Below are 25,932 nucleotides of genomic sequence, written 5' to 3'. Positions count from 1 at the left end.
CCGCCCGGGCGGTGGCTTTTTACCCTTGACTACCGAGACGCCTATGTACGATTACATCATCATCGGAGGTGGCATTCTTGGGCTGTCGACGGCCATGCAGCTGATCCGTGCCTTTCCGGATAAAAAGATGCTGCTGGTCGAGAAAGAAGACGGCCCGGCTCGCCACCAGACAGGCCATAACAGCGGCGTGATCCATGCCGGGGTTTACTACACGCCCGGCAGCCTGAAAGCGCGCTTCTGCCTGGAAGGCAATATCGCCACCAAAGCCTTCTGTGACGAGCATGGCATTGCCTATGATGAATGCGGCAAGCTGCTGGTAGCCACCAACGACCTTGAAATGCAGCGCATGCAGGCATTGTGGGAACGCACACAAGCCAATGGGCTGGAACGCCACTGGCTGAAAGCGGAAGAACTGCGCGAGCGCGAGCCCAACATTACCGGCGTCGGCGGCATCTTTGTTCCCTCCAGCGGTATCGTTGACTATGCTCAGGTCGCCGCTGCCATGGGCCGCGAGTTCGCAGCGGCTGGCGGTGAAATCCGCTATTCCACTGCTGTCACCGGGTTGAAGGAAAGCGCCAGCGAAGTTGTGGTATCCACCAGCCAGGGCGACTTCTCCACCCGCTATATGGTTTCCTGTTCCGGCCTGATGGCAGACCGCGTGGTACGCATGCTGGGGGTTGAACCCGGCTTCACCATCTGCCCGTTCCGGGGCGAGTACTTCCGCCTTCCCGCGCAGCATAACCAGATCGTCAACCACCTGATCTACCCGATTCCCGATCCGTCCATGCCGTTTCTGGGCGTACACCTGACACGCATGATCGATGGCAGTGTCACTGTCGGCCCCAATGCGGTGCTGGCCTGGAAGCGCGAAGGCTACCGGAAAACCGACATCTCGTTCTCCGATACGCTGGCGATGCTGCGCCACAGTGGCATCCGTCAGGTGCTGAAAGACAACCTCCGCCCAGGGCTTTTCGAGCTGAAAAACTCGCTCTATAAGAAAGGCTATCTGGAACAGGTTCAGAAATACTGCCCGAGTCTGACCCTGGCCGACCTCGAACCCTACCCGGCTGGCGTACGCGCCCAGGCGGTCTCCGATGATGGTAAGTTGGTCGACGACTTCCTGTTCGTTAACACCCCGCGAACGGTCAATGTCTGCAACGCGCCCTCGCCCGCCGCCACCTCAGCCATCCCCATCGGGGCGCATATCGTTGAGAAGGTCGTTGAGAATGCAAAGCAGCAGGTTGGATCCACCGTCACCGTTCCCGCCTAAGCGGCTGACGAGTTTTCTCTGTGCTTGATAGTTCCCTGCACAGATATTGCCCTGCACTGACAGATACCGGGCGCATGTTGTATGCCCGGTATCACCACAAGCCCAGTTGCGTGTTTTCAAAAAACGAAATCTGCAAGCTCACAAGGCCTGCCGAAAAAGTAACCCTGGTAGGTCTCGCAGCCCATCTCGAAAAGCAGTGCCCGCTGTTCTTCGGTTTCAACACCTTCCGCAATCACGTTCAGGCCCATCGTGGCGGATAAAGTGACTACTGCTTGGGCAATCGCCCGATCGTTAGGGCTGTTGGCCATATCCCTGACAAAACTCTGATCGATTTTCAGCTGATCAATGGGTAATTTTTTCAGGTAGGACAGAGAGGAATAGCCCGTACCAAAATCATCAATCGCAAAAGAAACCCCGTGATGCTGTAATTCTTTCATCCTGGCGCTAACGTTTGGAACGTTACTTGCCAGCAGAGATTCGGTAATCTCCAGTTTGAGTTTATAAGGACTGGCACCGGAAATAGCTAATGCGTTGAGCACCGTTTTAACAAAATCCAGTTTATTAAACTGAACCACGCTGACGTTCACCGCCAGCACGATTCCGGCTTTAGCCGGAACCTTCGCCCACTGAGCCAACGTTTGACAGGCCTCGCGCAAAACCCATTCACCAATGGGAACGATGAGGCCAGTCTCTTCTGCTGATGGAATAAACTCTGCCGGAGAAATAATCCCCTTATCAGGGTGCTTCCAGCGCAGAAGTACCTCAGCGCCAATCACCTGCCCATGCTGGTCAACCTGTTTCTGGTAGTAAAGCTGAAACTGCTGGCCCAGCAGCGCGACGTGAAGATCACGTTCGATTTCCATCCGACGATCCACCGCCACCTGCATTTTTGAATCGTAGAAACAGATACCATTACGGCCAGCCGCCTTGGACTGGTACATCGCCATATCCGCATGCTGCAGCAGATCCTGTTGCCGAATCTTCGCATCATTGAATATCGTGACGCCGATACTGGCAGAGCAGTTGTACGGCAAGCCGTTTAGATTGAAGCCACGTGTCAGCTCGATCATTATTTTTTCTGCTGTTGTCTGGATTCGAACGGCGGCTTCATGTGCGTCGGTACTGAAATTCTCGACCAGAATCACAAATTCGTCACTGCCAAGCCGGGCGACGGTGTCACTTCGCCGAACCGACTGAACCAGGCGCTGTGCGACCTTGCATAAAAGCAGATCCCCGATGGTGTGACCGGCGCTGTCGTTGAGGTCTTTAAAGTTGTCCAGATCGAGGAAAAACAGGGCCGCATGACGGTTGTGCCGTTCGCAGTTGGTCATAACGTGTTGCAGGCGATTCAGTAACAGGCGCCGATTCGGCAGTTGCGTCAAGGGATCATGATAAGCGAGATGTTCGATTTCATGTTCGCGTTTCTTGCGGTCGGTAATATCCCTGACGATGCCAGTAAAGTTTTTTTCACCCGCAATCTCTAATTCGACGACGCCCAACTCTATGGGGAAAACCTTTCCGTTTTTGTGCAGGGCCGAAAGCTCTCGAATACGGCCTATGGCACCGCCTTTTCCCGTACTGAGATAGCGAGACAAATACACATTGTTATGTTCTCTGTGCGGTGAGAGCATCAGCAGACTTATATTTTGCCCGAGTATTTCATTGCTTCTGTAGCCAAACATGTGTTCTGCCGCCTGATTGAAGGTCAGCACGATACCTGCCTGATTAATGCTGATAACGCCGTCCAGCATGTTTTCAACAATGGCCTGCATCTGTTTCGACTTTTGAAGCAACGTATTTTCAGCTTCCATTCGAGCGCTGACATCAAAGTGCGTACCCGAAAGCCATTCTGCCTTGCCATCCTCGGTACGTGACGAGATTCGCCCCCGGGTGTCGATCCAAACCCACTCACCATTCTTGTGCTTCATGCGGATAAAAGCTTCATAAACCGGGATCTGCCCGGTGGCGTGTTTTTCGAGTTGATCAACACAGTAGGCAAGATCTTCCGGGTGAGTCAGGTTCTCCCAGGTGTTGCGATCGGTAGGCATCAGCTCGCGGAGCTGGTAGCCCAATAAGGCGGCCCATTGGTCGTTGATGGTAAGCTCACCGGTCTGTAAATTGAGCTGCCAGGTGCCGATGTTGTTCGCATCAATCACTGACTTGAGCAGGCGATCACTTCTGCGAATCAGGTCTGCGTCGTGCTTTTCTTTGGTGATATCGGTCTGAATCGAAATGAAGCCCTTGTGTTCTCCATCGTCACCATACATCGGGTTGCTGGCAATTCTGATCCAGTAAGGCTTACCCGCCTTCGAATAATTGAGCACTTCAACATTGAAACTTTTTTTGGCACTCAAGGCACGACGCATGACATTGACAGTCGCTGGATCCGTATCTTCACCCTGCAATACATCGCCGGGCCGCTTACCGACGACCTCATCTATCCGGTAACCGGTGATGCTCGTAAAAGCCTCATTGACCCAGACCACCAAGCCCTTTTCATCTGTGATAATCACGCCGTTCGTCGTCTGTCTGGCGACTTCTGACAGGCGTTCGACTTCAGCATTGGCTGATTTCTGTTCCGTCCTATCGCGGATAATGACCAAGACTTCCCGCGGGTTGATTTTTTTGTAGCGAGCTTCAAACGACTTCTGGGTCTCTGCTAAAAAATAATTGTGGTGAATGATCTCATCAGAGCAGAACGCCTTTTCAACATAGCTCGTAAGCTCTTTGCCCAACTCACCGGGGAGCACCTCGTTAATGGTTCGACCGAGCAACTTAATATGCGGATTAAGTAAATCCGGGTGTTCGTTACAGTCCAGAAGGCGGAACTCACGATCAATCACGAAGACCATATCAGGTAATGTCGACAGTATGGAGGTTGTTCTGGCCATGCTGGCCGTCAACTGATGCTGCACGTCTGCATGCTCCATTCGAGCAATTTCGTGCTCAACCATGTCCGCAAAATCACGCAGTGCCTGTTGATGCTCGGCGGGAAATTCGCGAGGTGATGAATCGATGAGGCAAAGTGTACCCAGCGCCTGACCGTCAGCATCGCGCACAGGCGCTCCGGCGTAAAAACGGATTTTCGGAGCCATTGTCACCAGTGGATTACCTGAAAAACGCGCATCCATGGTTGCATCCTTCACCACGAAGATGCCTTCATTCATGATTGCGTGAGCGCAGAAGGAAATATCTCTTTCTGTCTGCTGTGTCTCAAGGCCGACTTTGGACTTGAACCATTGCCTGTCGGTATCCACCAGTGAGATCAAGGCGGTCTTTACGCTAAAATAACGTGCAGCCAACCGGGTAATCCGATCAAATCGCTCCTCTGGAGCAGAATCAAGAAGGTTACTGCGATGTAGCGCCAGCAAACGGTTCGATTCGTCAATGGGGCCGCTCGATACACTCAACGTTTCATTCACCTCGGGTCTACTCGCTTCTAAATAGCGCAACGTGGCACTTTGTAAACGAAAACTCTCGATCAGCTACTGAGATGTCGTGGACTTGCGATTTCAACTAATTTTTAATACCTGCCAGAACCAATGAAGCCGACATTCACTTCAATAAAGCTCCGCTTTCCTTCTTTTGGCGCAGACCTTCTTCGCGCCAAGTTATCTTAGATTTCACACTAGCAGATGATGCAAGATACCGTCATTAATACTTTTCTGCACATTATTGAGAAGCCACCTCACGAATGAAGGCCGACATGCGCTGGATGCCTGGCTCGCCGAACTACTCGTCGCCAATCCCGTTCGCCAGCCGCTGTTTGCCAAATTCTTTGCCTGGGAACACTGGCCCGAACAGGCCCGCCACGAAGAGATCACCGCCCTACTCGAGCAGCTTGAAAAGCGCCTGATAATCTACGCGGCCATCGAGCAGGCGTATTTCAGCGACCCACAATCACTAACACCTGACCAGCGCGCGCCCTGGCATACGCTACGTCTCGGCCAGCGTCTGACAGAAACCTGGATTGAATGGGTCAAGGAAGTGATGGAGGAAAAGGCATAACTGGGGAAAGCCTGACGCCTCAGCGCCTGGATTCAGGGCGCATTTTAAAACCAAACTCTCAGATCAAAAGACTCATTCTGAGTCATCCCAGGTTTTGTCTGAAAAGCTGGCTCGCAAGCACCGATTGATGCAGGTGATGCATATCATGGCCTCGAAGCTGCTGGCCAGTTTGTCAAAGCGTGTACAAATACACCGCAGCTCTTTGATCCAACTAAAGTGACGCTCAATAATATTTCGCTGCCGTGGAATATTACGGTTAAGGCAAACGCGTCGATTTAACAGCGTGTCGAAAACATCCTATAAAACGGCGCTTACGTCGAAAACATTCTATAATCTGCAAACTGCAACCAAGCATTCCGTCCCTCGGAGATGGCTATGGCCACAAAGCAAGACACTGAGTCGGGTAAGACCGGCCTGCCGTATATCCGTGACGACACTGCGGCTCCCCGCATTGACTCACCGGTCGCCGCAACCGGCATTGAAGGTTTAGACTTCATCATGCGCGGCGGCCTGCCCGCCGCCCAGCCCACCCTGCTGCGCGGCGGACCCGGTACCGGCAAGACAGTCATCAGCCTGAGTTTTCTTTGTCATGGCCTGGACATCGGCGAACCCGGCGTGCTGGCCACCTTCGATGAATCGCCGCAGGCCCTGATTCAGCACGCCGATGTTTTGGGCCTGAACCTGGGCGCGCATATCGAGGCTGGCCGGGCACGCATTCTGGACATGCGCCCAGATCGCGAGGAAATGACGAGCGGGGAATCACTGGAATTAAGCGCCATCCAGGTCCGCATCGATCATGCCATTGAACAGATCGGTGCCCGAAGACTGGTGATTGACGCCATCGACGGCCTGGAAGGCGCCTTCATCGGCGCCGACAAAAGCCTGCAGTTCGAATTGCGCCGCGTCTTCGACTGGATCCGCGAGCGGCATACCACCACGGTGATTAACATAGGTGAACGCGGTGACTTCAACCGGCGCTACGGCATCGAGGACTACATCGCCGACTGCGTCATCGCCCTCAAACAGGAGATCACCGAACGCGTCATGATCCGCCTGCTGCGGGTAGTCAAGCGTCGCGGCGGCGGCCACGGCACCAATGAGTTCCCCTATCTCATCGACCAGGAAGGCATCTTCGTAATGCCGCTGACCGCCACACGCATGCACGTCAGTTCCTCCACCGAGCGGTTATCCACCGGCATCCCCGGCCTTGACGGCATGCTTGGCGGGGAAGGCATTTACCGGGGCGTGACGGCCATGTATTCCGGCCAGTCCGGCACCGGTAAGACTACATTCGCCGCTTCCTTCGCCCGCGCCGCCTGCGAGCGCGGCGAGGATGTACTCTACCTGAGCTTCGAGGAAGGGGATGATGAACTCATGCGCAACCAGCGCAGCGTCGGCATCGACCTGAAGCCCCATCTCGACAAACCCCGGGGCAGAGGGCGGCTGGTGCTGGAACCTATGCTGGCGGCAGAAACGGGCTGGGAGGAGCATTTGTTGCGGATACTGCGAGCGGTACATCAGCACCAGCCAGCCATCGTGATTCTGGACCCGCTCAGCGCCCTGAGCCACAAGCTGGTCGGCGCTAACAGCACGGCCATGGTGCTGCGCCTGCTATCGCTGCTCAGGGTCGAGGGCGTGACGACGGTGGCCACGGAACTGCTTACAGACAGCAGCGGTGGTGAAAGCACACTCGGCATCTCGTCGGCCATCGACATGTGGATCAAACTGCGCCGCGAGGAACGCGACTATAAGCTGCAACGGTTGCTGACAGTCGTCAAATCTCGTGGCATGTCCACTGCGGATTACGTCAACGAATACACCCTGAGCGACCAGGGAGTGGTCACCCATGGCCAGCCAGGCGCCCAGGGAGTGGAACAATCGTGACCACCATTGTTCTGCGCCTCTACATCGCCGGACTCACCGCCACGGCCGAACGCGCCATCGATAATTTGCGCAGGCTTGTCTCCGAGCTGGAGGAAAACGGCCGTCACGTTGATGTCGAGGTAATCGACATCCTGGAACAGCCGCAACTGGCGGAGGACGAGCGCATCCTGGCCACGCCCGTGGTCATCAAGAAATCACCGCTACCGTCACGGCGCATTGTCGGCGACCTCTCGGAACAGGACAAGGTGCTCATCGGCCTTGATCTCAAGGAACGCTGATGCACACTGACGAATCGGCATTTCGGTTTTTGGTCGAACAGTCCAGCGACACCATTCTGCTGCTCGATCCCGCAGGCACTGTTGCCTACGCCAACCCCGCCGCCGAGCAACTTTTCGGTCGTCCCCTGGCCAATCTGGTTGGAGAGGAATTCGGCGGCATCTCCACGGCCGAGGAACAATCCGATATCTACATCCCCCATCCTCAGCGTGGAAACGTGGCGACCAATGCTCGCAGCACGACCATCCGGCTGGATGATATTCCCTATACTGCCGTCTATCTGCGCGATATCAGCGAGCGCGTCCAGGCTGAAGAACGGCTGCGGCAATCTTCTGTTGCCCTGGACGCCATCGATCAGGGCCTGATGATCACCCGGCCGGATACTACCATCGTCGCCGTCAACCCGGCCTTCACCACGATTACCGGCTACACGCAGGAGGAGACACTGGGGCATACTCCGGAACTGCAGCGGACGGGGCGGCAGGAAGATGAAGAGAGCTTTACGGAAATGAGGCGCATCCTGGAGCGCGAGGGGCACTGGACGGGCGCGCTGTGGCGACGTCGCAAGAACGGCGAGATATACCAGGAATGGCTGAACATTAGTCCCGTCCACCGCGATAACGGCGATTTGATTTATTATGTCGCTATCTTCTCGGACATGACCGCCATCAACGAGTTGCGGCAGCTTGCCCATCACGACTATCTCACCGGTCTCTTCAATCGTGCCGCTATGCAAGAGCATCTGGATGAGGAAATGCACCGCACAGCGCGCTACGGCGACGTATTTTCCCTCATCATGTTCGATCTCGATCATTTCAAGGCGGTCAACGACCGCTACGGACATGACACGGGGGACCGGGTTCTGCAGCAGGTTGCCGAACTGACCCTCGACGAGGTGCGCGACATCGACATCACGGCGCGCTGGGGCGGCGAGGAGTTCATGATCCTGCTGCCGGGAACGGAGGGTGACCGGGCGCAGGTACTGGCCGAACGTATTCGAAAGCGAATAGCGCGTGCCGCGTTTCCAGAGGCGGGATGCATCACCGTCAGTCTGGGCATCGCCGAAATACCTGCGGGCGAATCCCAGCAGGATATGATCAAGCGCGTGGACCAGGCCCTCTACAAGGCCAAGGAAACCCGCAACCGCTCTGAAATGGCCCAGAACCCCTGGCCCGAGGAAGCTTCCCGATGAAACCCGGCACCGCAACCTTCCGGCATCTGGTGGAAGCGGCCATCGATACCGTGCTCGTGCTCGACGCCGACGGCCTTATCGTCTATACCAACCCGGCGGGCGAAACGCTGTTCGGCCGGCTGGCGACCGAATTGCTGGGACAGCCCTTTGGACACGTTATCACGGCTGACAGTCCCGCCGAGATTCAGATCACCCATCCGCAACGGGGTACAGTCACCGCCGATGTCCGCAGTTCCCGAATCACACTATCGGAACAATCCTGCGCAATTATTTATCTGCGCGACGTCACCGAACGCAAGCTTAATGAACTGGCTCTACTGGAAACATCGCAACAATTGCGAAAACGGATCAAGGAACAGTCCTGCATCCGTCATGTTGCCGAAATACTGCTTAATCCCGAAGATCCACTGGAGGAAATGCTGCAGACGGTGGCGGATGTTCTTCCTCCCGGCTGGCAGTATCCGGAAATCGCGGCGGCAAGAATCACCTTTGATGACCGCGCCTATACCAGCAAGGGCTTTCGCCAATCCATCTGGCAACAGAGGGAAGCTATCATCGTGGGTGACCGTAGCGCGGGCACGGTCGACATCTTCTATCTCGATGAACGCCCCGAAGCGAATGAAGGCCCGTTTCTCAAGGAAGAACGGGCGCTCCTGAAGCAGGTCGCCCTTAAGGTCGGCGAGGCCATTGAACGAAAACGGGCAAAAGAGGCATTGGTCAGGTTCAACCGTGCGCTGCGGTTGCAAAGCGCCGGGAATTCGGAACTGATCCATGCAAAGGAGGAATCCGCCCTGCTCGATGCCGTCTGCCGGTTATGCGTGAGCCTGGGCGGCTACAGCCTGGCCTGGGTCGGGTTCAAACAGGAAGACGCGGCAAAGAGCGTGCAGCCGGTGGCGCAGGCCGGGTTTGAAGCCGGCTATCTGGAAAGTGCCCGCATCAGCTGGTCGGAAGAAGAAGGCCGGGGCCTCGGACCCGCCGGCCGGGCGATTCGTGCCGGTGAGCCTCAGATCAGCCAGAACATTTCCACTGATCCGAGCATGACACCGTGGCGCGACGAGGCGGGCCGGCGCGACTACCAGTCTTCCATCGCGCTGCCGCTCAAGGATTCGGCAGGTATTACCTTCGGGGCGCTGATAATTTATGCCAACGAACCGGACGCCTACGATGACGATGAACTGCGTTTATTGGTGGAGCTGGCCGACGATCTTGCCTTCGGCATTGTCACCCTGCGCGCCCAGGCACAACACAGACTCGCCGAGGAACGCATCGAGTATCTCGCCTATTTCGATGAACTGACCGATCTGCCCAACAGTAACCGGCTGATGGAAACACTGAAGCGAACCATCGCCGCATTGTCTGCCGGGCAACAGTGTGCCCTCCTGACTCTGAACGTAACCCGCTTCGGCGAAATCCAGGCTGGCATCGGGGTGCGACAGGCAAATGAACTGCTGAAGCAGGTCGCGAGTCGCCTCCGTGACGCCCTGCGTGAAGGCGAGATGCCGGCGCGGACCGGCGGCGACGAATTCGCAGTTTTACTGAGCGAAGGTGGCCTCGAAAATGCGCGGGATTGTGTACGGCGTATCGAGCGGTTATTGGGCGACCCCTTCCGGCAGGCGGGTATCCCCATCAGCATCCAGATGCGCGCCGGTGTGGCGCTGGCGCCCGATCACGGCCTGAACCCCGAGGCCCTGATGCTACGCAGCGCTATGGCGATGCGGCACGCAAAACGGAACGGAACAGTGTTTGAACTGTACAGCGGACCGGCGGAATCGGAAAGTCCGCGTTACCTGACGCTTATCTCGGAACTGCACACAGCCATCGTGGACAACCAGTTCGTGCTGCATTACCAACCCCGGGTGGATATCGGTACGGGCAGGATCTCCGGTGTCGAAGCCCTGGTCCGCTGGCGGTATCCCGAACAGGGCTTGATGCCCCCGGCCGAATTCATCGCCATCGCGGAACAGACCGGGCTCATCGACCCACTGACCCACCTGGTTCTGGAGGCCGCTGTGCAGCAGTGCCGCGCGTGGAGTGATCAGGGCTTTGACATGCCGGTGGCGGTCAATATTTCCGTGAACAGTTTCCACGATCCCGATTTCCTGAACCGGATCGACACGCTACTGGATACCTGGAAGCTCAACCCAGCGTTATTGCAGCTGGAGATCACCGAAACCACGCTGATGAAGGAGCCCGCCGTGGTCCGGGGTCTGATCAACCGGCTCAAGGAACGGGGCATCGTGGTCGCCATCGATGACTTCGGCACCGGCTATTCGTCCCTGAGTTACGTGGCGAGCCTGCCCATCCATACACTGAAGATTGACCGTTCCTTCGTCATCCGGATGCTGGAATCCCCGCGCACGCGCAGCGTGGTGGCGGCAACCATTTTCCTGGCGCGCTCCCTTGGCATCAGAACCGTGGCCGAAGGCGTCGACGTCGGTGAACAGGTAGAAGCGTTGTATGAGATGGGCTGCACGGAAATCCAGGGCTACTATTTCTCCCGGCCGGTGGAAGCGGAGCAACTGCGCCGCTGGGCGGTAGCTTTCTCGCTGGAGAATTATGCGTTAAAGCTTCCCGCCGGGAGAGCCAACGCATAGGGGACCAGTCAGAAAGCAGGCGTTCAATTGCTCCCAGTCGGCACTTATCACAACGAAAGCCTCTCCGGCCCGTCGTGCTACCTTGTCACACTGGTCAAAGCCCTTACCGGTAACCGGCATGATGCGTGACTGCGGATCGGTGAGGTTGATCTGATCCTTGTGATCACGCCCGCGGGGGTTCTTACCGATCTTCCGCTGCACGTCTCATCGCACCACCTTGTCATAGGTAGCGCGATCGATCTTGCGGCTGGAGACCACGCCGGTGGCGTAACCGTAGACTAGCAGGCTCAACAGCACAGCCGGGTGGTGCGCCTTGTGCCCGGGACCGGCGTAGCACCGCGTCAACGCCGAGAGGTCAAGTTGCTCGATAACGTCCACCACGAACCGCGCCAGGTGGTCATCGGGCAGCCACTCATCCACCGAAGGTAGCAGGAGGTGGTCGGTCTGGCGGTCAACGGGAATGAAGCGACTCATGGTGAGGTTTCAGTAGTGACGGCATGAGGCCAACCGGCCAAGATAATTGTCGCTAACCGGTCATCCTAATTGTCGCCGAACACTCCATAGCACGGACCGAGTTGTCGTCTGCAATGAAGTCGTCTAAAAACGCAGGAAATAACGTACTTTGATCTCCACCTGATGGAGGAACACGCCATGAACGTTCCGACTGAAATATCATTTACACCTTGGAATAAAGGCAAGTTGATTGGGCAGAAGGCGCATCTGCGTCTTAGATATATTTGGGCGATCAGTAAAAAAACGAGAGACCTCGCCCTCTTCAATTTAGCCATTGATAGCAAATTACGAGGCTGCGACCTCGTCAATTTACGGATACGCTAGTGTTTAGTGCGTCTCCGTGACACGACCTGTTAAATTCCAGGTCAGTTTAAAGCCACCGTTTGGCTTCAGCTATTACAGTATTTATTCTCGCCTGAATCGCCCGATGACGATGTAAACAAAGATATAGCGTTTCGCTGACAGGGGTAGCGAGTCGATGAACGTTAATGTGTTCTGACTTCTCAAAGGCTTCAACCGCATGTGCAGGTAATACAGTAAAGCCAAAGCCCATGCTGACCGGCTTCAGAATTAAACCGATCTGGTTTGAGAATCCCTTTTGGGGAAACAGGCTGCTGTGCTGAAAATCAGGGTAATTGGCACCAAGAAGCAGGTTGGCGTGATGACTTCCATCGGGGTGATCAATAAAACCGAGGGTCATTAGAGTGTCCCAATCCGGTTCTTTTACGGTAGCAGGTGTTACCAACAGCAGTGATTCTTGCGCAATGGGCTTACAAGTTACGTCAGCCATGGTCGATTTCGACGTCATAAATCCGAGATCAACACTAGACTCGACAATCGCGCTTTCAACATCTGGATTTGGCGCAAACCGGTAATCGATAACCAGGCTCGGGTGCCTGCTCTGTAACGCCAACAAATGCGGATAAAGCTTCAGCCCGACACTTCCCGGCGACATAAGCCGCACACATCCTTCAAAAGGCGGATCTTCGCCGACTTTCTGTTCAAGGTTCGACAGTGCAAAGAGAATGCCCTGCGCTTCGATATAAAGCCGTTCGCCGCCCCCCGATAGATAAAACTGTTTACCCTGCCTCACAATCAATTCGGTGCCGAGCTGCTCTTCCAGCTTACGTATATGCTGGCTAACCCCTGACTGCGTCATGTGTAGACGCTCAGCCGTACGGGTAAAATGTCCTACATCCACGAGGGTGCAAAAGGTGCGTAGCCAAGTAGTGTTAATCATCACTATACATGATCACAATAATCAAAAATGATAATTTTAAATGATTATAGACACTCTGTAACCTGCTTTCAGTCTTACTATAGGAGAACAAGCAATGCACAGCGTCTACCCAAGAAACTTCTCGCACATCGGTATTTCCGTACCGGATCTTGAGCAAGCCGTTCAGTTCTACACTGAAGTAATGGGCTGGTATCTGATCATGGAACCCACTGAGATCGAAGAGGATAACAGCGCTATCGGAGAAATGTGTACAGATGTCTTCGGAACCGGCTGGGAAAGCTTCCGAATCGCGCATCTATCGACCGGAGACCGGATAGGTGTCGAGCTTTTTCAGTTCAAGAATCAGACCAACCCAGAAAATAACTTTGAATACTGGAAAACTGGCGTCTTTCACTTCTCTGTGCAAGACCCCAATTTGGAAGAGCTCGTTGATCGCATTGAGGCCGCTGGTGGTAAGCGGCGCATGAAGAAGCCGCGATACTACTATCCGGGTGAGAAGCCCTATCGCATGATTTACATGGAAGATCCATTCGGAAACATTGTGGAAATTTATAGCCACAGCTACGAGCTAACCTACAGCGAAGGCGCCTACTCTTGATCAACGCGTGGCTGAGGCTTTTCACCAGCGTAAGGAAGGCTCAGGCGCCCCGAGATTAGCTCTGAATCTGCAAGATGACGGATTGTCGATCAATCGTAAGACGGTGGCTACCAGCTTACAGCGTCAAAGTTTGCGTGCTAAAGCTGCGCGTAAGTTCAAGGCCGCCACAAGGGCGGCCCTCTGCTGTGAGTGCAGTTTTTATGACTTCCAATGTGTATACGTCAACCGTCCCTAGAAAGCCTCAACGCATCCACCATGCAGACGTAAAGCGCTAAATAATAGCCCTACCACCGCCGCGATGAATGAGGTGGGTTAATCACGGTTGGCTGACGTCACTTTCAACCCATTCTTCCTCAACCGTTACTTGATTGCGATTGGCCAGGAATAAAACGCTGCAAGTTCAGCTTTCTTAAGCCACTTGCATGAATTTGGCTATCGGCGCGTGTGGCTACTTCTTCATTTTCCGATACCCTAAAACGAATCAGCCCTAAGCGCTGTCCGCCTGCCGTCATGATATCAACCCGCCACCGGCCCGTTGGATCCTCGGGGAAGTGCAATTTGTGGCTCCAGGCGCGATACCCCTCCTCGCGTCCGCCGTCAATATCGAGATCGATGGTGTCGAGCCGCTCGCCGTTTTGGTGCCAAACGTGAGTAATGGTTTCGCTCAAGCCACGTGGTGCGCGAATCGCGGTATACACATAAAGGCCGCGCGATTTAAGTGCGTCGGGGGTTAATATCATCGCCCCTTCGGGGTTACGCTGCTCTTCGTTAAGCGCAGGAGCGAGTGCACTCCCAGTCATCCAGAGCGTTGCCGGCGGCACCCATATCCGCCCAAGCCAACCTGCGCTTGCGAGTAAGAGTGCCAAACATCCGAATATCATCCAGCCTTGCCAGGTACCGCGTCTGAGTAAGTGAAAAAAGCTAGGAAGGCCGGTTAACACCATCACGCCGAGGGCGAGCAGCAAACTTTGCGCCGTAGTGAGCTTCAGCATGATGGGGAGCGTGACAAGGGTGACCAGGAAAACGCAGTGGGCATGAAACACAAAGTACGCGCTGCGCCATTTCTCAGCGATTTTGTAATACAGCGGGTCGGTCATAGAGAGAATGGCCATCGCCACGACCATAAGGGCGAAAAGCGCTTGGCCGCTATTCCATACCGTGGTTGCGAGAATAAACGGAAGCGTGAAAAAGAGAGTCTCTTGGTGAACCATTTGCGTGATGAAGGTGGTGACACCCCGCGGAAACGTCGGGTAACCGCGCCGATCTAACCAGCGGCTAATCACGCCCTCAGTAAGCAAGAGCACCCAAGCACAAAGCAGCCCTAAGGCCAGGGCAGCGCCTAGCCATTGTTGGCGGTCAACTAAAAACAAACTGCCAAGCCCCGCAGCAAAGGCTACCGGTGGCCACATCCATGTCCAGGGTCTAGCAAGTGCGACAAGACATTCGATATGTTGTTGTAGTTGAGCAACGCGAACAGTAGAGAGCTTATGCATGGTGAGTCATCATCGAAAAACATCCGCTATAGTATCAGTCTGGGGGTGAGCTCTCTTCGCCCAACGTCAGGGCTTTACCCCGCCTCATTCATGACGCAGGCCTGAAAATGAAGATGGCGAAAGGTATTATCCAGGTAAATCAGTACGTTCCACCAAGAACCTGACCCTAGAAGACCATTCGCCATGGGTGAAAGACTACCGCCCTGCTCTCCGTCCTGCAACGGGTCCATTCTTAGGGCGAACCAGAGACGTATTGATTGCTTTCCCTGCCATTGACGAGGCAATGCGGCTGCATTACTTTATTTGCATTACTTTTGCATTGTCATTAAGCGGAGACCAATCATGAACACGATTATTGAGGACGACTCCACCCTGACGGACCGCTACCAGACGACCGTTCCGGCATCGGTTCGTCGTGTGCTGAAGCTGAAACGCCGCGATCGGATTCACTACATAATTCGTCCCAATGGAGAAGTACTGCTCACTCGCGCCCGCGATGAGTCCAGCCAGGACCCCGTGATTGCCAACTTTCTGACCTTTCTGGAGCGCGATCTTCAGGAGCACCCGGAAAACATTCGCCCTCTCACTGCCAGCACCTTTGCCGAGGCTGAACGCCTGACGGCAGGCATTGAGGTAGATCTCGATGAGGAACTGCCAGAGGACGACGATACATGAATCCTCTAGAGATAAACGGATGGACGATCTACGCACATCCGCTATTTCTGGAGCAGGTCGATGCGCTCACCAGTAAAGTAAAGCAACTCCAAGAAAAGGATCCGCTCGGATATCGCAGCAAACCCGCCACCAAGCGTCTGGCGGCGATTGTAAAGCTAGCGAAGAACGACATTCCACAGGATCCGGCAGGCCCTCAATATCGCCAAGGAAACACCCTCGGGTCTGAGCACACGCATTGGTGTCGAGCAACGTTCTATCAGCAGTACCGGCTGTTCTTTCGCTACGACCTTGATAGCAAGATCCTCATTTACGCCTGGGTCAACGACGAATCCACCAAGCGCGCCTATGACAGCAAACAGGATGCTTACGCTATTTTCCGCAAGATGCTCAAGAACGGTAACCCACCAGATAGCTGGAATGACTTATGGAAAGCGGCCATCAGTAATGGCGAACGCATCAAAGCGCGTCTGGGGGCAGAAGATGATGAGCCTTAATTTATGATGTTCAGACCATATATTTCACGCCCCTTTTCCTAAAGCGCGAAGCGCGGCGGGCTGGGAATTTCAGTTTCCGTCCTTGAATTTTGCTTTGCAATTGCCGCTCATGCACATAGTACAGTAGTGCTCTCTGTCCTCATGCTGGTTACCCTCAGCAATGATAATGCCGCAGCCGTTACAGAACAGAGTGCTAACCCCTTCTTCGAATTTCACAATTGCATGTTTGTAGTCCATAAAGTTCTCCGCGAAGACCCCATCCAGCAAGAACGGGGAGTAATAACTTGTCAGCGAAAGCCAGCCCTTACCTAATATTCCCTTCGATGGCACTATCAGGCATCAGTTCAATTTCCTCTCGGCCATCAAGTTGATACAGTTAATAACAACACACCTAAACAGCACAGGCTAAGCAATTCTCTCCCTGGCAACAGATGCATTCAGTGCCATAATTCTCGGATATGCTACTCTGCAGCACTAAAGTTGGTTTGGACGCTATCGGCCAGGAGCTGCCTTTTAGTCGTCTCTGATATAACGTCGCACTCAGCGGCTTGTCCGCTGCAATGCTTTGTTACGCCAATCTATAATCTCACTCTCAAGATTTTGCAGCTCACTTACTGACCTAACTGGCAAGCTTTTCGATATTTTGATAATCTCTGAACGGCTAGATTTCATTCTATTTAATTTTTTAGGTTTATTTAAAGCTTCATAGATAGCGCCATCTTTACTATCTATGTAATAGTACCTGATCTTCGGATTTTTTATGTTTTTAAAATTAATTGAAATTATAATAAAATCTGAATCTTTTTTGATATCTAGAGATTTAATATCTTTAGTTCTGACTTTCCCCCAATAAAGCCTTTCAAAAAGACCATCGCTTGAAATGATATCGCTTTCAACAGATGACAAAGACCCATGCTGAAATAAAACAGATGATATTTTTTTGAATTCTTCAAGGTATGTAAAGTCATTAGATATTCTATTCAAACTGTTCGCTGACTTCATATTAAGAGCAGGAGCCAATGCTTCGGGTCTACTGTTATTTGCCAAGTCAATTAAGTCTAAATTTTCAGCTGCATATTTGTAAATAGAGCATCCACTTTCATTTTTAAAAAAACTCAAAGTTAGATCATTGTCGCTAACCACGACGCAGCAAATATCTTTATTAGGAAATAATTTTTTTAGAAGTTTTGATTTGCGTCTAGCTTCTTTTTTTAAAGCCCTTAAGTTTTCAGCCCTCTGAGTAAGAGTGCACTCATAGAAAAATAGAGAATATTTATCTATTTTGATACAATCAAATTCAGCAATTGATATGCGATCGCTGTTGTATATACACCTGCCAAAACTATCACAGAAAAAGCCAGTACTTAGATACTTATTATCTTTTTGAGCATACGGACCTTTCGAAATTATTTTAATACTATTTTCAGATTCACTTTCGATATTAGCAACCATCGTTTCATAAAAAGAAGCCTCATAAACCTCTCCTCTGAAGTTCATCTTTTTTGCATGATTTTCAGGATCTTTTTTATAGCTCTTAGAATGTGAGTATTGATATTTATATAGATTCATTACTTAATTCCAGGAAAGTATAACGCTTGGCACACGTGCTGGTTTGGAGCGGCAGATAAGCAGTCACCATGCTGCCACTTGTTAGTAGGAATAACGCCATAGTAGAAGCACCGCTATCCGCTGAGTGCATTAAGGAAATCCCAGTTTTCATGGAATGTGCTCAGGTCACGGCTAGCAGTATCATATTGCCTAGCCATAAAGGCCCGCTTATCAGCCTTCTTCAAACCTCGTCCTTCGATGCACCGCCCATCAGTAAACAACCATGGGTACAAGTGATAATTCTTTTGCTTCCCGTGTGTCTCGACCAAACAACGCAACAGTTCGTTTGGAGGGACATTGAGAAAAACTGGCTTCGACTTCCTTTCATGAGAGATCAGGATGATGCTCCAAATATCGGCAGGCGATGATTCGAGGGCTGAGTGGCTAAAAACAAACCATCCTGCGGCTTTGAGACTTTTATCAAACTCAGTAGTTGCTAATGACGGGCGATAATCACGAGACATCTTTACCTGTACCGATACAGTCTTCCTACCAGCCGAATCAGTAACCAAGAAGTCTATTCCTGTGTCTTTCGTAGGCACCCAAAGCCGCAACCCTTGGAAGTTCTTCTCAACATGCTCGCCAAAAACAAACTCGCCAGCATGAACCGTAAAGATCGGCTTCAAATCATCCTCCTAATGCTTCATTAAGTGGCTTATCGCTCAGAATCAACATTGAACCAAGGCCTCCAGATCCCAATTAGGCGATCTTCCGTGTAAAACCGTTCCGCTATTGCATTATCGGAAAAGCGAGTTGTAAATGAAAACCCCACCTTGTTGTTGATTATATCAAGCGGTGCGTTATGGCTGTTGAATACATGCTCGATCCCGTAGCGCACCTGGCAAGAAGTGGTTACTGCACGCTGTTTCTGATTGTCCCCCGGAATTTGGTGTTGGCGGGCAGGAGAACCTCGCATGATATGGAGAGAAAACCGCTTCTTAATGTTTGTTGATTTACCCACATACAAACAAGGAAATTCCAGTTCAGGAGGCCACCAATCCTTGAATTCAACATCGACCAACCTGCCGCTAGGCCCCTTCAAGACAATATGACAATTTGCCGCCAACAGTTCATCTCGATCTGCAATCCACCAAAAGGCATAAACTCCGGCCTGCTCAGGAAGCGCTACCCTGTTACCTGAACATATATCGGATATTTTTCTTATTGAAGATGCAGAGTGCACAACTTCTCCTTCTTACACTTAACATAGATTATCATGCTAGCTGCATAACACGGTTGAATCAGCATGCCGCTTTCGCCTCCATCGCCGCTCAGGGTCGATACCAGCCATTTACCACACCCCCACTTTTTCTTATTAAGTGACACAGACTACCTTTATGCCAAATTTTCTTAGCTTTCACGCTAGCAGATAATAAGGTATGTCGGCATTAACCATTAGCCGTGCATGGTCTTTTTTTACTGAAGGTAAATTTGTTGGAAACTACAGTGGCCACGTAAAACTGTACATCGGGGTCTCTGTTCATTTGTCCGTCGATGCGCTCGCCTCATTGCGCAATAGCCAGTAACGGCGCAGTACAGCATCGTTAATCGCCTGCTCCAGCTCAAAGGCATTGGAAGTCGGGCAAAACAGAGTGACGCCCAGACGCTGTTTTCCGATGTCCGTGGTGCCAAGCGTCACCCGAGGATGGGGGTCCGCGATATCGATGCCGCTGCGCTTTCTGATCAGTGCGCTGTAGCGTTGGGCCAGTTCGGCATGAGGGACGTGTAACGTCGCCACCTCCTGCTTTAATGTCGGCAGAACCGACCGCATGTCCACATCAGGCTCCAGAACGACGCAGACTTCTAAATATACCCATTTATTGAAGAAGTTCTGGTTCCTGATCGGGGTGGTCAGAAAAACGCTGTTGGGAACCACGATTGTCTTGCCCGAGTATTCAAAGCGCCCTACGGGCCCGCCAATTTCCTGAAGGGTCGTTGCCAGCATGGTCTCGTCGACCACCTGACCGCGCAGATTGCCAATCTCAACCCAGTCTCCAATCTCGAAAGGCTGGTTGACAACGCGCAGTACGGTGCCCGACAGACAGAGGATCAATTCCTTGGTTGCGATAACTAAAGCGACAGCGAAGGCGGTGATGGACAACGCGAAGGCATGCAGTGAAGGCAACCATATCAACACCAATCCGACCAGGATGAGAACCACGGTGGCATTCCGGATCCGGGCCAGCCACACGCGGCGGTAATCAGACAGGAGTTCTTTATGGCCACGTATGACGCGAACCGCGAGGATGCGAAACAGGGCGACAATGCATACCAGTGCTACTGAACTCACACCGCGGTTACCCAGTAGCTCCATCCAAAACGAATTTTCAGGCATGGCGATTCTGCTTAACCTCCCTATGTTCAGATGAGACACAAACATGACACAGAGACGTTGCTGCGTCGATTGAGGAGGCCAACGCTACCTTCTGATTCTCGGCTAAGCGAGTCATGTCCTGCTGAACCGAGACGAAATGCGTTAGCGCGCCTGCTCCGATTAGATGAACACGCTGGAAAAGACGCCGGGCATGTCCTCAATAGGTGCCGGGTGAGCCAGGAGAAAACCTTGAACATAAGCGCAGTTTCGCTCGCCGAGAAAGGCCAGCTGATCACGGGTTTCCACGCCTTCAGCCACCACATGCAGTTTCAACGCCTTGGCCAGCACAATCACGGCTTCCGTGATGGCAGCATCTTCGGTGCCGTGCGGCAGATCGCGGATAAAGGAACGATCCAGTTTCAAGGTATTAACCGGGAAACGTTTGAGATAACTCAGCGACGAATAGCCAGTACCGAAATCATCAATGGCAAGCTGTACGCCAAGCGCGCGCAGCGCTTGCATGGTCTCGATGGCGGCCTCCACATCGTACATTACCATGCTTTCGGTAATTTCCAGCTCCACCTTTTCTGGCGGTATCGCACTCTCTTCAAGGGCGAAACGCACTGCCTCAATAAGGCCTGGCTGGCGGAACTGGCGGGCGGAAAGGTTAATCGCGATGCCAGGTACTCGGCCAATACGTTTGCTCAGTGCCATGGCATCCCGACAGGCGCGGCGCAGAATCCAGGCACCTAGCGGTACGATCAGATTGGTTTCCTCAGCCAGCGGTATGAAATCGGCAGGCGACACCATACCGCCGCCATGAGGCCAACGAATAAGCGCCTCCATACTCGAGAAGCGATTTGTGTCGACGTCTAGCTTTGGCTGGTAGTACAGGGTGAAGGCTTCTTCCGCAACGGCACGGCGCAGATCACTTTCCAGCCGCACGCGCGCAGCACTGTTCTCATTCATGCTATTGGAGAAGAAGCGAAACTCGCCACCCCCCTGCGCCTTGGCCTGCACCAAAGCGGTTTCAGCCGCCTGGATAAGCTCATCAATGTTGGTTGCATTATCGGGGAAAACGCCGATCCCGATACTCGCCTGAAGAAAGATATCTTCCCTATGCCCTGCCTCACCCTGAACCGTGAAAGGCTGCCTTAACGATTCCAGTATTCGCGTCGCCACGACGGACGTATTATCAGGTTTCTTGAAATCACTGAGAATAATGGCAAAGCCGTTCCCTTCCATGCGAGACACAACATCGGGGTCACGTTCACGGCGGCTCTCCTGGCGGGCGACCAGATCGGTTCGCCGAACGGTGGCCGCCAAGCGCTCCGCCACTTTCACCAGCAGTTGATCACCCACAAGAAAACCAAAGGTATCATTGACCTGCTTGAATCGGTCCAGGTTGACCAACATAACACTGACGGGGGTATTCTGGCGGCGAGACACCTCGAACTCGTGCTGAAGACGATGGCGAAATAGGGAACGGTTGGGCAACATCGTGAGAGAGTCATAATACTGCAGCCGCTCGATTTCCGCTTCCGACGATTTTTGCTGCGAAAGGTCGTGAAACATTGCCACGAAGTTGCGTATATTGCCCGCCTCGTCGACTAGCCGATCAATACTCATCAACTTGGGAAAAGCGACACCGTTTTCGTGCCGATCCCAGATCTCACCCTCCCAGTGCCCGTCCTTGTCCAACGCCGCCCACATTTTGCGATAGAACTCGGCGCTGTGCCGGCCGGACTTGGAGATTGATGGCTTCTTGCCAATGATATTTTTTCGTTTGAATCCCGTCATTTTCTCATAGGCGGGATTAACATAGAGTATGTTGTTGTCGGCATCAGTAATAACCACCGCATGGGTGGCACGGTCGACGACCCGATTGACGAGTTCGAGTTTATTGATCGTCTGCTGGTGGCTTTTAACTTCTTTTTCCAGCGCCGCCGTTCGTTCGCACACCCTCTTCTCAAGCTCGGCATTAAATGCTTTGAGCCCCTGTTCCTCGCGTTTGCGTTCGCTAAAATCATGAATAACGATGGCAAAAAGAGGCGCATTGTCTGCCTTGAAACTGCTTACTGATACCAGCAGAGGAATCTTGTTGCCCAGGCGGTCAACACCCTCTACTTCGCTTGTGACGCCTGCTAGGCAGGTTGGGACATGATCAAATTCGGCTGATCTATGATCTGAATGGCGATCATCCTCGGGAATGGAAAATAAAGCGCTGGCAGAACACCCCAGCAATGCCTTGTGTGCATAGCGAAACATCATTTCTGCCGCCTGATTGGCTTGCAGGATGATGCCACGTTTATCGATAACAATAATGCCGTTAATGGCGGTTGCTAACAGCGCTGCGGTACACACATTTTCAGCTCCCCGACTGACTTCGTCCATTCCTTACAACTCCCGTTATTGCGATATTCGCTCTCGTTGCCTTACCGTTTGGTGGCTACGACGCTACGCCTGAAGCAGGCTGAAAGCAGGCAGCCAATTGGTTTCAACTCATCGCCTGAAAGACGATTGATAGTGCCGAGGATACCAAAGGACTCTGCTGACGCTCCTTGACCGCTAAAAAGTTACCACGCGCTTAACCGTGAAGTAATCATACTTTGTTACTTTCTATTTAACATTTGACTCATTCGACTTCTGGCGCCTCACGGCCTAATCCTTGCTATTGCAGTGCCCTGCGGGGTGATTGACTGACTTGGCCCACCTTACGCTGTGGCATCTTGACGTGTGGAAGTGGCGACGGTGCTTTGGAGTCGAGCAGTGCCTGAGTGAACGTATTGCGTTGGCGTTCATTTAAAAACGCCATGGCGCTATGTGAAAGCCCGCGAATCTGCTCGGCAAGCTCGGTGGTAGCATCTTGGTAGGTGCTCATAGTAGTAGCACTGGATTGCGTACTATGGTCGATATCGTTGATAGCACTGCTGATCTGGCGAATGCCTTCGCTTTGCTCATGGGTCGCCGCGGTAATTTCATCCATGAGATCGTTAACCCGACGGCTTGCCAAGCGGATTTTTTGCATGGCATCGGTGGCTTCGTGCGCCTGTACCTGTGCCTGTGCCTGTGCCTGTGCCTGTGCCTGTGCCTGTGCCTGTGCCTGTGCCTGTGCCTGTGCCTGTGCCTGGCCAGCGTGAATACTCTTGCGTGCCTGGTCAATCAACCTTTGTATCTGCTTCGCCGCCTCTGCCGATTGGTTAGCAAGTTTTCGCACTTCTTCCGCAACAACGGCAAAGCCACGTCCGTGTTCACCGGCACGAGCTGCCTCGACCGATGCATTGAGCGCTAGAATATTGGTCTGAAATGAAATGGTATCGATAGTGCTAACAATGCTAGCCATATTATCAGCATGTTGTGTAATCTCTTCCATGGCGATGGCGAGGTTGCCCATGACGTTGCTGGTATGGTCTACCTCGGTGACATTGCCTACGGAGGCATTGCTGGCCAGGGTTGCGTTCTCAGCACTTTGTGCCACGGTAGAAGAAATTTCTTCTGCGCTCGCTGCTGTTTGCTGTACGGAGGAAGCCTGCTGTTCCAGGCGCACAGCCATATTGTCATTACCTTGCGAGATGCTCTCCACAGCGGGTTGAATACGTTCGACACGCCCATTGAGATCGCCAATTAGCGCTTCAAGCGAACGTCGCGTAAAATTCATAGTGTCTAGGGTTTTATCCATCTCCATTTTCCCCATTTGGGGAACTCCCGCTTCGAGATTGCCTGCCGCAAGCTGTAGCGCAAAATCATTGGTGCTATAGAAAAAGCGTCGATTACGCAAACCGTTAAACAGCTGCCACGCTCCTATTCCAAAGCCACCCACGAGGCCAACGGCAATAAATACTGTGTCCGCGCTGCTTTGCGGTGCTAGCCGATCAAGGATAATTGATGCAGCAATACCTAACCCACTGAAAAGTCCAAAACCAACAATGCCTGACAACACCGACTTTACGCGCATACTTTTAACGTTAATGGGCATTAGCCGACGCAGCGAACGGCGATACGCAACGCCATGTTTGACTTGATAACGCCCTCCTTGATCACGGATGTCACGGTACACCTCTTCGGCGTGCACTACTTCTTGGCTGCTCGGTTTGATACGAATAGAGCAGAAGCCGGTAACTTTATCGCCTTCACGGATGGGAACAACATTGGCTCGAACCCAGTAGTGGTCGCCGTTCTTGCGCCGATTTTTGACCAAGCCCGACCAGTACTTACCCGCCTGCAAATCTTGCCACATATCCTTAAACACCACTTCGGGCATATCCGGGTGACGAACGATGTTGTGTGATGAGTTATGCAGCTCTTCATAACTAAAGCCACTGACATCAATAAACGCTTTATTGGCATAAAGAATACGGCTTTGACTATCGGTTTTTGAGATCAGAACGTCGCCATCATCAAGAAGATACTCTTGCTGAGTCACTGGCGCATTGTTACGCATAAATTTTTCCTGTCCAATTATTTTTGGGGAAAAACAACTGTTGTACAAATTTTATTACGTAAAGATATAACTAGTTTAACTTAGAAAGCAACTATTTTTTCACAGCTCAACCGCGCAATAACCTTGATAGATAAAAGTTATTACAGGCAGGCGGCAGGGAAAGAGATGGAGGCAGGGTAGTAGCTTCTTATCCCGCCATGTGAATGATGTCAGCCAAATCCGGCTCAACGAACGTTCATACGCTTACCGAACACAAGCCCTCCCCAGTGCCAGCGATTAGCGATGATATTCCAACCAATGGACCCCACCATGCCCACCACTGTCAGTAAGAGGAGATATAATACCGGTGATAAACGTTCTCCCGTATCAAACAGGTCGACAAGGTTAAAAAACATCGGGTGCGCAAGATAGATACCAAAGGAGAACTCATTAAGCCGCCGGACGAATAGCGGCGCTGGACGACCTTTCAAGTAGTTCATCACCCAGAGGGTAAAGATCACGAAAAGAGGCACCACCCATACCTCTTTAGAGGAGTAGTTCAGCCACCCAAACAGCGAGAACAACACGATTAAGCCCACCATGATGATGAGCCACTTGATACGGGCAAGGCTCATCATCCAGGCGGGGCGTTTCTTGAATAAGGTTCCGTAATACGGCACCAAAACAAGTGCGAAGAAAAACAGATAAAGCCATCCTAATGGCGCAATCCAATGAAGATACCCGGATGGTAGGGAGCTACTCCATTGCCAGTACCCCCACCACCCCATGCTCACCAGACTACCCATCAGAAGCCATGGAACGGCTGGCATGCCGCGTGCCAGGTTAAAACGCGCATAAAGCCAGTAGAAAATATAGAACTGCACGGCAATGATCAAAAAGTAACCATGCCACCCTGCAAACAGCATGTACTCCTGCAGGGTCGACCATAGGCCTATATCGTTACCTGAGGTACGCTGCTTGATAAACTCTGCCATTGAGTAGGCAAAGCCATAGACGAGATACGGCAACATCAGGTACTTCATCCGATTGCCGAGAAAGCCATCAGGAATGTTGCGCCCATAACGAGAAGAGAATAAAAAAATCGAGATGAAAATAAAGATCGGCGTACCGAGCACCGTAGGAATTCGAGCCAGATCCAGTGCAAAGGTATCAACATGCTGCTCGAAATGATCAAGGAGGTGAAAAAAGAAAACGGCCAGACAACCATAGGCACGCAGCCAGTATATTTCCTCAATACGTTGCATGGCCGGATCTCCTGTTTGCCTTTATCAGAGAGGAACATTACACGTTTCCCAATTGTCTGATGGCGTTATAATGTAAAAATTCCTTAAA

Annotated in this window: 20 protein-coding genes and 2 pseudogenes; 10 read left to right on the top strand and 12 right to left on the bottom strand. The window is 52.5% G+C overall.

Annotated features, from left to right (window positions below; all coding sequences use genetic code 11):
* The first annotated feature begins 43 nt into the window (after nt 1-43).
* The gene (gene lhgO, locus ACU6TU_RS06855; protein WP_447143810.1) at nt 44-1,270 is read left to right on the top strand and encodes an L-2-hydroxyglutarate oxidase; all 1,227 of its coding nucleotides are present in this window, start codon (nt 44-46) and stop codon (nt 1,268-1,270) included.
* A 116-nt stretch (nt 1,271-1,386) separates the two neighbouring features.
* On the opposite strand, the gene ACU6TU_RS06850 is transcribed toward lhgO, so the two are convergent.
* Nucleotides 1,387-4,722: an EAL domain-containing protein gene (locus ACU6TU_RS06850; protein WP_447143809.1), complete on the bottom strand. Its 3,336-nt coding sequence runs from the start codon at nt 4,720-4,722 to the stop codon at nt 1,387-1,389.
* Nucleotides 4,723-4,945: 223 nt separating this feature from the next.
* On the opposite strand from ACU6TU_RS06850, the gene ACU6TU_RS06845 reads away from it, so the two are divergent.
* Nucleotides 4,946-5,278 (top strand): hypothetical protein, encoded by a 333-nt coding sequence (locus tag ACU6TU_RS06845; protein ID WP_447143808.1) that lies wholly within the window; start codon nt 4,946-4,948, stop codon nt 5,276-5,278.
* Nucleotides 5,279-5,350: 72 nt separating this feature from the next.
* Here ACU6TU_RS06845 and ACU6TU_RS06840 read toward each other — a convergent pair whose 3' ends face one another.
* On the bottom strand, nt 5,351-5,527 hold the full coding sequence (locus tag ACU6TU_RS06840; RefSeq protein WP_447144200.1) for a transposase: 177 nt from the start codon (nt 5,525-5,527) through the stop codon (nt 5,351-5,353).
* Between the two features lie 126 nt (nt 5,528-5,653).
* Here ACU6TU_RS06840 and kaiC point away from each other — a divergent pair, with 126 nt between their 5' ends.
* From kaiC to ACU6TU_RS06820, 4 genes are read left to right on the top strand one after another with little or no spacing between them, the layout of a single operon-like run.
* On the top strand, nt 5,654-7,162 hold the full coding sequence (gene kaiC / locus ACU6TU_RS06835) for a circadian clock protein KaiC (RefSeq protein WP_447143807.1): 1,509 nt from the start codon (nt 5,654-5,656) through the stop codon (nt 7,160-7,162).
* The gene (locus tag ACU6TU_RS06830) at nt 7,159-7,440 is read left to right on the top strand and encodes a circadian clock KaiB family protein (RefSeq protein WP_447143806.1); all 282 of its coding nucleotides are present in this window, start codon (nt 7,159-7,161) and stop codon (nt 7,438-7,440) included. The genes kaiC and ACU6TU_RS06830 overlap by 4 nt, the downstream gene beginning before the upstream one ends.
* Nucleotides 7,440-8,630, top strand: coding sequence for a sensor domain-containing diguanylate cyclase (locus ACU6TU_RS06825; protein WP_447143805.1), 1,191 nt, complete (start codon nt 7,440-7,442; stop codon nt 8,628-8,630). Before ACU6TU_RS06830 ends, ACU6TU_RS06825 begins: the two co-directional genes overlap by 1 nt.
* Nucleotides 8,627-11,224 carry an EAL domain-containing protein gene (locus ACU6TU_RS06820; protein ID WP_447143804.1) on the top strand — a complete coding sequence of 866 codons (2,598 nt, stop codon included), beginning with the start codon at nt 8,627-8,629 and terminating at the stop codon, nt 11,222-11,224. Before ACU6TU_RS06825 ends, ACU6TU_RS06820 begins: the two co-directional genes overlap by 4 nt.
* 213 nt (nt 11,225-11,437) lie before the next feature.
* Here ACU6TU_RS06820 and ACU6TU_RS06815 read toward each other — a convergent pair.
* A pseudogene (locus ACU6TU_RS06815) lies at nt 11,438-11,698 on the bottom strand (IS5/IS1182 family transposase); the annotation flags it as partial.
* A gap of 409 nt (nt 11,699-12,107) precedes the next feature.
* Entirely contained in the window at nt 12,108-12,977 is an 870-nt protein-coding gene (locus tag ACU6TU_RS06810) for a LysR family transcriptional regulator (protein ID WP_447143803.1), read from the bottom strand.
* Nucleotides 12,978-13,071: 94 nt separating this feature from the next.
* Between ACU6TU_RS06810 and ACU6TU_RS06805 the strand changes: the two genes are divergently transcribed.
* Both ACU6TU_RS06805 and ACU6TU_RS06800 read left to right on the top strand, forming a co-directional pair.
* Entirely contained in the window at nt 13,072-13,575 is a 504-nt protein-coding gene (locus ACU6TU_RS06805) for a lactoylglutathione lyase family protein (protein WP_447143802.1), read from the top strand.
* Nucleotides 13,571-13,750 (top strand): annotated as a pseudogene (locus tag ACU6TU_RS06800) (IS3 family transposase); the annotation flags it as partial. The gene ACU6TU_RS06805 and the pseudogene ACU6TU_RS06800, both read left to right, overlap by 5 nt.
* A gap of 178 nt (nt 13,751-13,928) precedes the next feature.
* On the opposite strand, the gene ACU6TU_RS06795 reads toward ACU6TU_RS06800, so the two are convergent.
* A complete protein-coding gene (locus ACU6TU_RS06795; protein ID WP_447143801.1) occupies nt 13,929-15,068 on the bottom strand; it encodes a DUF5924 family protein in 1,140 nt (379 codons plus the stop codon).
* 342 nt (nt 15,069-15,410) lie between these two features.
* Here ACU6TU_RS06795 and ACU6TU_RS06790 point away from each other — a divergent pair, with 342 nt between their 5' ends.
* Both ACU6TU_RS06790 and ACU6TU_RS06785 read left to right on the top strand, forming a co-directional pair.
* The gene (locus ACU6TU_RS06790) at nt 15,411-15,743 is read left to right on the top strand and encodes a type II toxin-antitoxin system PrlF family antitoxin (protein ID WP_447143800.1); all 333 of its coding nucleotides are present in this window, start codon (nt 15,411-15,413) and stop codon (nt 15,741-15,743) included.
* Complete coding sequence (locus ACU6TU_RS06785) at nt 15,740-16,237, top strand: type II toxin-antitoxin system YhaV family toxin (protein WP_447143799.1); 498 nt, start codon at nt 15,740-15,742, stop codon at nt 16,235-16,237. Before ACU6TU_RS06790 ends, ACU6TU_RS06785 begins: the two co-directional genes overlap by 4 nt.
* Nucleotides 16,238-16,777: 540 nt before the next feature.
* On the opposite strand, the gene ACU6TU_RS06780 is transcribed toward ACU6TU_RS06785, so the two are convergent.
* The 7 genes from ACU6TU_RS06780 to ACU6TU_RS06750 all read right to left on the bottom strand — a co-directional run bounded on the left by ACU6TU_RS06780 (nt 16,778) and on the right by ACU6TU_RS06750 (nt 25,844).
* Entirely contained in the window at nt 16,778-17,806 is a 1,029-nt protein-coding gene (locus ACU6TU_RS06780; RefSeq protein ID WP_447143798.1) for a hypothetical protein, read from the bottom strand.
* 113 nt (nt 17,807-17,919) lie between these two features.
* Complete coding sequence (locus ACU6TU_RS06775; RefSeq protein ID WP_447143797.1) at nt 17,920-18,471, bottom strand: hypothetical protein; 552 nt, start codon at nt 18,469-18,471, stop codon at nt 17,920-17,922.
* 29 nt (nt 18,472-18,500) lie between these two features.
* Entirely contained in the window at nt 18,501-19,028 is a 528-nt protein-coding gene (locus ACU6TU_RS06770) for a hypothetical protein (protein WP_447143796.1), read from the bottom strand.
* 297 nt (nt 19,029-19,325) lie between these two features.
* Nucleotides 19,326-20,180, bottom strand: a complete 855-nt coding sequence (locus tag ACU6TU_RS06765; protein ID WP_447143795.1) for a mechanosensitive ion channel family protein — start codon at nt 20,178-20,180, stop codon at nt 19,326-19,328.
* 159 nt (nt 20,181-20,339) lie between these two features.
* Nucleotides 20,340-22,553, bottom strand: coding sequence for an EAL domain-containing protein (locus ACU6TU_RS06760; protein ID WP_447143794.1), 2,214 nt, complete (start codon nt 22,551-22,553; stop codon nt 20,340-20,342).
* A 277-nt stretch (nt 22,554-22,830) separates the two neighbouring features.
* Nucleotides 22,831-24,600 (bottom strand): methyl-accepting chemotaxis protein, encoded by a 1,770-nt coding sequence (locus ACU6TU_RS06755; protein ID WP_447143793.1) that lies wholly within the window; start codon nt 24,598-24,600, stop codon nt 22,831-22,833.
* Between the two features lie 224 nt (nt 24,601-24,824).
* A complete protein-coding gene (locus tag ACU6TU_RS06750) occupies nt 24,825-25,844 on the bottom strand; it encodes an acyltransferase family protein (RefSeq protein ID WP_447143792.1) in 1,020 nt (339 codons plus the stop codon).
* Nucleotides 25,845-25,932 lie beyond the last annotated feature (88 nt).

It is taken from the genome of Halomonas sp. LS-001, assembly GCF_052983955.1.
The sequence above is the reverse complement of the archived record's forward strand: the minus strand, read 5'-3'. Positions and strand labels throughout refer to the sequence as shown.